5 protein-coding genes are annotated in these 4,304 nt (G+C 64.9%); all 5 read left to right on the plus strand.

Translation table 11 applies throughout. The features are described 5' to 3' along the window. Positions 1–771, plus strand: a 771-nt coding sequence (locus tag EN932_RS30330; protein WP_245483353.1) for an ABC transporter substrate-binding protein, incomplete at its 5' end; no start/stop codon positions are given. 222 nt (positions 772–993) lie between these two features. Further along, positions 994–2,001 (plus strand): ABC transporter permease, encoded by a 1,008-nt coding sequence (locus tag EN932_RS30340; protein WP_013527972.1) that lies wholly within the window; start codon positions 994–996, stop codon positions 1,999–2,001. Further along, positions 1,994–2,842, plus strand: coding sequence for an ABC transporter permease (locus EN932_RS30345; protein ID WP_013527973.1), 849 nt, complete (start codon positions 1,994–1,996; stop codon positions 2,840–2,842). Before EN932_RS30340 ends, EN932_RS30345 begins: the two co-directional genes overlap by 8 nt. Continuing rightward, a complete protein-coding gene (locus tag EN932_RS30350; protein WP_127369126.1) occupies positions 2,839–3,717 on the plus strand; it encodes an ABC transporter ATP-binding protein in 879 nt (292 codons plus the stop codon). The genes EN932_RS30345 and EN932_RS30350 overlap by 4 nt, the downstream gene beginning before the upstream one ends. Beyond that, positions 3,710–4,304 (plus strand): dipeptide/oligopeptide/nickel ABC transporter ATP-binding protein (locus EN932_RS30355; protein WP_164890692.1); only part of this gene is annotated, 595 nt, incomplete at its 3' end. The genes EN932_RS30350 and EN932_RS30355, both read left to right, overlap by 8 nt.

Genomic DNA, 4,304 nt, shown 5'->3' on the forward strand with positions numbered 1-4,304 from the left:
GAGTATGACCGGCTGATCGCCAAGGACGGGCTGGCCGGCTCGTGCAAGAACGTTTCCGACATCGGCATGATCTTCTTCAACGACATCGAGGCGATGCTGGACAAGAACGTCCGTCAGGCCGCCGTGATGGCCGTCGACAAGAAGCTGCTGGTCGATCGCCTGCTGCGCGGCTACGGACAGCCGATCGATACGCTGGAAACGCCGGAATACGCATCCTACGACGCGTCGATCAAGGTCGAGCACAATCCGGAAAAGGCCAAGGAATTGCTGGCTGCCTCCGGCTATTCGCCGGAAAAGCCGGTCAAGTTCACCATCCAGACGACCAAGGGCTTCAAGCCCAAGGACTATGAGATGATCCAGGCGATCGTCGGCATGTGGCGCAAGGTCGGCATCGAGGCGACGATCGAGGTCTACGAGATCGCAAAGCACTACGAACTGCGCGCCGCCGATAAGCTGGCGCCGGCCGCCTTCTACAACTGGGGCAACGCCATCGGCGATCCGACCACCTCGACCGGCTTTGCCATGTACGGCCCGAGCCCGCATTCGGTGTGGGACAGCCAGGATTTGATCGACATGATCAACCCCTTGTGGGGCGAGAAGGACGAGGCCAAGCGCATCGCCGGCTGGAAGGCTGTCGACAAATACATCGCCGAGCAGGCCTATGTGCTGCCGCTGATGCAGTATGCGCAGCCCATCGTCCATGCCAAGGGCGTCAATGTGGTTCAGCATGTGTCGGGCGCGCTGCTGCCGGCCCTGATGACCCCGGCCTGAGAGAGTCGAGAAAGGCGCGCTGTCGCAAAGCCGGCATGCCTTCTCCCAACTTGCGCAGGCCCCCTCATCCGGCCCTTCGGGCCACCTTCTCCCCGCTGGGGAGAAGAGACCGGCTCAGCCGTCAGCGACCTCTTCTCCCCTCGGGGAGAAGGTGGCCGCGAAGCGGCCGGATGAGGGGTCTTCGTTCCATCAGTCACCGAAACGCATTAGGCCTACGCCAGAATGCTCCTGCAGAGATTCCTGATCCGTCTGCTGACGATGCTGATCACGCTGTTCGGCGTGGCCGTCGTCGTCTTTGTCGTGATCCGCGTCGCGCCCGGCGATCCGATCGCCATGATGCTGCCGCCTGGTGCTACGGATGCCGACATTGCCCGGCTGCGAGCGCTCTACGGCCTCGACAAGACCATCGTGCAGCAATTCTTCATCTGGCTGTCAGGCGTCGCCAGGGGCGATTTCGGCACCTCGATTTCGCTCAGGCAGGATGTGCTGGGTCTCGTCTTCAACCGGCTGCCAGCGACGCTGGAGCTTGCCATCGTCGCGCTTGTGATGGCGGTGGCGCTCGGCGGCACGACGGCAATCATCGGCGCGCGCGAACGCGGCACGGCGGTCGAGGCCGGCATCGACATCGCCAGCGGCGCGGCGCTTTCCATTCCCGACTTCCTGTGGGGCCTGGTGCTGATCCTGCTGTTCGGCGTGCTGGTGCCGATCTTCGACATTTCCGGCCGAGTGTCGCCGCAGCTCGACCTGCCCTTCGTCACCCAGTTTTATCTGTTCGAGAGCTTGCTTCGTCTGCGCCTCGACCTGACCTGGGATCTGCTGAAACACATGCTGATGCCGGCCGTGGCGCTGGCGCTGCCGCTGGCGGCGATCATCTCGCAGCTGCTGAAACAGTCGCTGAAGGAAGTGCTCGACCTCGACTACGTCGTGCTGGCGCGGGTCAAGGGATTCTCGGAAACGCAGGTCATCCTGCGCGAAGCGCTGAAGAATGCCGCGCTGCCGACGCTGACGCTGGTCGGCGTGCAGTTCACCTTCCTCATCGGCGGCACCGTCATCGTCGAACGGCTGTTTTCCTATGAAGGCCTCGGCAACATGGCGATCGACGCCGTCATCAACCGCGACTTGCCGCTGATCCAGGGCATCGTTCTGGTCTTCGCGCTGCTGTTCGTGCTGATCAACCTCAGCGTCGACATGATGTACGCACTGCTCAATCCAAGGCTGCGCCATGGATGAGGGCCGCGCTCAAAGACGAGCTGTGTCGCCGCGTCTGTGGCTGGCCGGCGGCTGGCTGCTGCTGGCGCTTCTGGCGGCAATCTTCGCGCCGCTGGTCGCGCCGCAGGATCCGCTGGCGCAGGATTTGATGCTGGAACGGTTGCCGCCGTTCTGGATGGCCGGCGCCGAACCCGGCTATTGGCTCGGCACCGACAGCCTCGGCCGCGATCTGTTGTCGCGACTGATCTTCGGCGGCCGCATCGCCTTCATCGTCGCTTTCGCCGCGGCCATCGCCGCCTGCCTGGTCGGCTCGATGCTGGGGCTGATAGCCGGCTATTTCGGCGGCTGGGCCGACCGCATCATCTCGCGCATCGTCGATGTCTGGATGGCATTTCCGCCGGTGCTGTTCGCCATCCTTTTGGTTGCGGTGCTCGGCACAGGCTTGAGTTCCGTCATCCTCGCCATCGCCATCATCGACTGGACGCGTTTCTGCCGGGTGATCCGTGCCGAGACGATGGGCCAGTCGCGCATGGACTATGTCGAGAATGCCCGCATCGCCGGCTATGGCCGCATCGGCATCATGCTTCGCGAAGTGCTGCCCAATGTGGTGCCGTCGATCGTGGCGCTGCTGTCGCTGGAGATGGGCATCGCCGTCATCGTCGAGGCGATCCTGTCCTTCGTCAATCTGTCGATCTCGACCGACGACCCGACCTGGGGCGGCATCATCGCCGAGGGCCGGCTGTCGATCCATCAGGCGTGGTGGGTGCTCGTATTTCCGCTGATCACGCTGATCCTGACCGTGCTGTCGTTCAGCCAGTTCGGCGAGGCGCTGAAGACGCGTTTCGATCCGGTGCTGCGATGAGCGCCTGTCTCGACATCAGGGATCTGAGCGCCGTGCTGCCCAACGGCCAGCGCGTATTGCGCTCGGTGTCGCTTGCCGTTCAGCCCGGCGAGGTCCGCGCGCTGGTCGGCGAAAGCGGCGCCGGCAAGACGATGATCGGCAAGGCGGTGCTCGGTGTGCTGCCGTCGAGCGTGCGCATCGTCGAAGGCGACATGCGGCTCGAGGGCGAAGACCTCGGCAAATTGCAGCCCAAGGCGCGGCGCACGCTGATCGGGGCATGCACGGCGCTAATCCCGCAGGACCCGCTGACCGCGCTCAACCCGTCGCGCCGCATCGGCTCGCAGATGACCGACCGGCTGGTGCGCATCCTCGGCTGGAGTGGCGAGAAGGCCGATACCCGCATTCGCCAGTTGCTGGACGAGGTGCAGATCCGCGACCCCGACCGCGTGCTCAAAAGCTATCCGCACGAACTGTCCGGCGGCATGCGCCAGCGCGTGCTGATCGCTGCCGCCTTCGCCGCCGAGCCAAGGCTGATCGTCGCCGACGAGCCGACCACGGCGCTCGACGTCACCGTGCAGAAGCAGATCCTGCGGCTGATCGCACAATTGCAGCGCGAGCACGGCACCGCGATCCTGTTCGTCACCCATGATCTCGGCGTCGTCGCCAAGATCAGCCAGAGGGTCTCGGTGCTCTATGCCGGCAAGGTGGTGGAGGAGGCCGAGACCGCAGCGCTCTTCGCCGCGCCGCAGCACCCCTACACACGGGCGCTGATCGCGGCGACGCCACGCTACACCGATCCTTTCGCCTCGCTAAGACCGGTGGACGAGGCGGTGCTGGCCGGACTTGCTTCGGAGATCGCTGCCGCCGACCAAGCCTGGAGGCGGCCGCATGGTTGAACCGTTGTTCTCCGTGCGCGGGCTGAAGGTCGCGCTGCCCGACATGACGCGCAAGCCGCTGATCGGCCGCGCGCCATTGGTCGAAATCCTGAAGGGCCTGGACTTCGACCTGCCGCGGGGCTCGGTGACCGGCATTGTCGGCGAATCCGGTTCGGGCAAGTCGACGCTCGGCCGCGCGCTGGTGCGCCTGCTGGAGCCAAGCGCCGGCAGCATCAACTTCGACGGCCGCGACATCACCAATCTGCCGGAAGCGGAGTTGCGGCCGCTGCGGCGCAATCTGCAGATGATTTTTCAAGATCCGATGTCGTCGCTCAACCCGCGCCGCACCATTGCCAGCATTATCGCCGCGCCTTTGAAGCAGAATGGTCTTGGCGACAACCTGAAGGCGCGCGTCGCCGAGGCGCTGCGGCGTGTCGGCCTGCCGCAAAGTTTTGCCAGCCGCTACCGCCACGAACTGTCTGGCGGCCAGCGCCAGCGCGTCGGCATTGCGCGTGCGCTGGCGCTGTCGCCGAAATTCGTGCTGGCCGACGAGATCGTCTCCGGACTCGACGTGTCGACGCAGGCGCAGATCCTCACCCTGCTGGAGG

Source organism: Mesorhizobium sp. M7A.F.Ca.US.002.01.1.1, assembly GCF_004022955.1.
GTDB lineage: Bacteria > Pseudomonadota > Alphaproteobacteria > Rhizobiales > Rhizobiaceae > Mesorhizobium > Mesorhizobium ciceri.

Bases quoted from the DNA above. Each gene is read 5' to 3' on its own strand.
- EN932_RS30340 (WP_013527972.1), top strand. From the start codon at position 994: ATGCTCCTGCAGAGATTCCTGATCCGTCTGCTGACGATGCTGATCACG.
- EN932_RS30345 (WP_013527973.1), top strand. From the start codon at position 1,994: ATGGATGAGGGCCGCGCTCAAAGACGAGCTGTGTCGCCGCGTCTGTGG.
- EN932_RS30350 (WP_127369126.1), top strand. From the start codon at position 2,839: ATGAGCGCCTGTCTCGACATCAGGGATCTGAGCGCCGTGCTGCCCAAC.